This window comes from Bacillus sp. 05T31 (assembly GCF_056396725.1).
Window position 1 is genome coordinate 1 of the sequence record NZ_JBFTMA010000869.1, and the last position, 1542, is coordinate 1542.

Here is a 1542-nt window from a genome sequence, read left to right on the forward strand (position 1 = left end):
AGCCAACAGGGTCACTTGATTCTAAAAACGCAACGAGTCTTTTAGAGGCGATGACAAATCTAAATGAAGCACAAGGTGTTTCCATTATGATGGTTACACATGATCCGTTTAGTGCAAGTTATTGCCAACGTATTTTATTCATTCAAGATGGCGAATTATATAAAGAAATTCACCGCACTGGTACGCGTGAAAAGTTCTATAAAGAAATTTTAGATGTGCTTGCAGATTTAGGTACACAAAAAGCATAAGAAAGGAGGTTCAAGCATGTTATTTAAGCTTTCCATGTCARGACTAACAAGTAAGCTGAAAGATTATATCGTCTTACTTGTTGGTCTTGTCATATCAATTTCAATTTTTTACATGTTTCAAACGCTGGGACTTAATGAAGCGTTTCTTAAAGCGAATTCTACTATTGGTCATATTGTATTCGTCTTCCAGGCTGGTACGGTACTACTAGCGATCATCACATTCTTCTACATTTTGTATGCGAATTCTTTCTTACTATCACTTCGTCAAAAAGAATTTGGTATGTATATGATGTTAGGAGCAAAAAAACATAAGATTACACTACTTATGTTTATTGAAACAATTATTATTGGAATCGTATCTCTTATTATTGGAATTGCAGTTGGTGTAGGACTTGCGCAAGGAATTGGGCAGTTACTTATGAAGCAACTTGAATTTACTTCAGGCGGTTATCAGGCATTTTATGTTCCATCACTGACTGTTACTTGTTTGTTCTTCTTTGTACTATTTGTCTTATCTGCCATTATGAATAGTATTAAATTATCACGTATTTCAGTATTACAACTTGTACATGCGGATGCACAAACAGAACGTGTTGTGTTTAAAGGGAAGATGACAGTAATAGTCGCAGTTCTTGGAATTGTATTATTAGCAATTGGTTATGCTTCGATGATTTACATGAATGAATTAGAACAGAAGGGAATTATTATTGCGTTAATTACCGTGACATCAGGAACTTACCTGTTATTTGGAACGTTCCTACCACTTATCATTAACAAACTAAAAGGCAATAAAAAGCGTAGTGAAAAAGGACTTAATGCCTTTACATTTGCACAATTAAATTTCCGTATTAATAGCTTAACAAAGGTACTAGCGACAGTAACGATGTTAATTGCACTTGGAGCGGGTGCAATTTCAGGCGGTATGGCTTTTAAAAATAACGTCATGCTTACTGTAGATCGTTTGATGATTTATGATGTAGCGATTCATAATCCAACCGCAGCAGAAAAGGAAATTTTAGATGGTATTACATTTAAAGAGGAAAGTGAATATCGTTACAAAACAGATGATAAATATGTGTATTATTTAAAAGAAGATTTAGAGAAAAATCGTCCTTTAGTACAAGACTTAAAAGGTGCTAAAGAAAAGAAAGATCTTGGTAAATTCAAACGAGTTTCTGGAGAGTTATCAGTAGGTGCTATTTCGAGTTTTAGTCAGGAGAAATCGGATAATGTAATTCCTAAGGAGTGGGATACTGCATTAAGAACGATTCAACCCGGTTATGTACACCCTAAT

1 protein-coding gene and 1 pseudogene are annotated in these 1542 nt (G+C 34.5%); both read left to right on the forward strand.

Annotated elements, in window-relative coordinates; all coding sequences use genetic code 11:
* Positions 1-248, forward strand: a pseudogene (locus AC1DJR_RS29365) (bacitracin ABC transporter ATP-binding protein); the annotation flags it as partial.
* Positions 249-264: 16 nt separating this feature from the next.
* A partial coding sequence (locus tag AC1DJR_RS29370; protein ID WP_477004185.1) for an FtsX-like permease family protein occupies positions 265-1542 on the forward strand: 1278 nt, incomplete at its 3' end.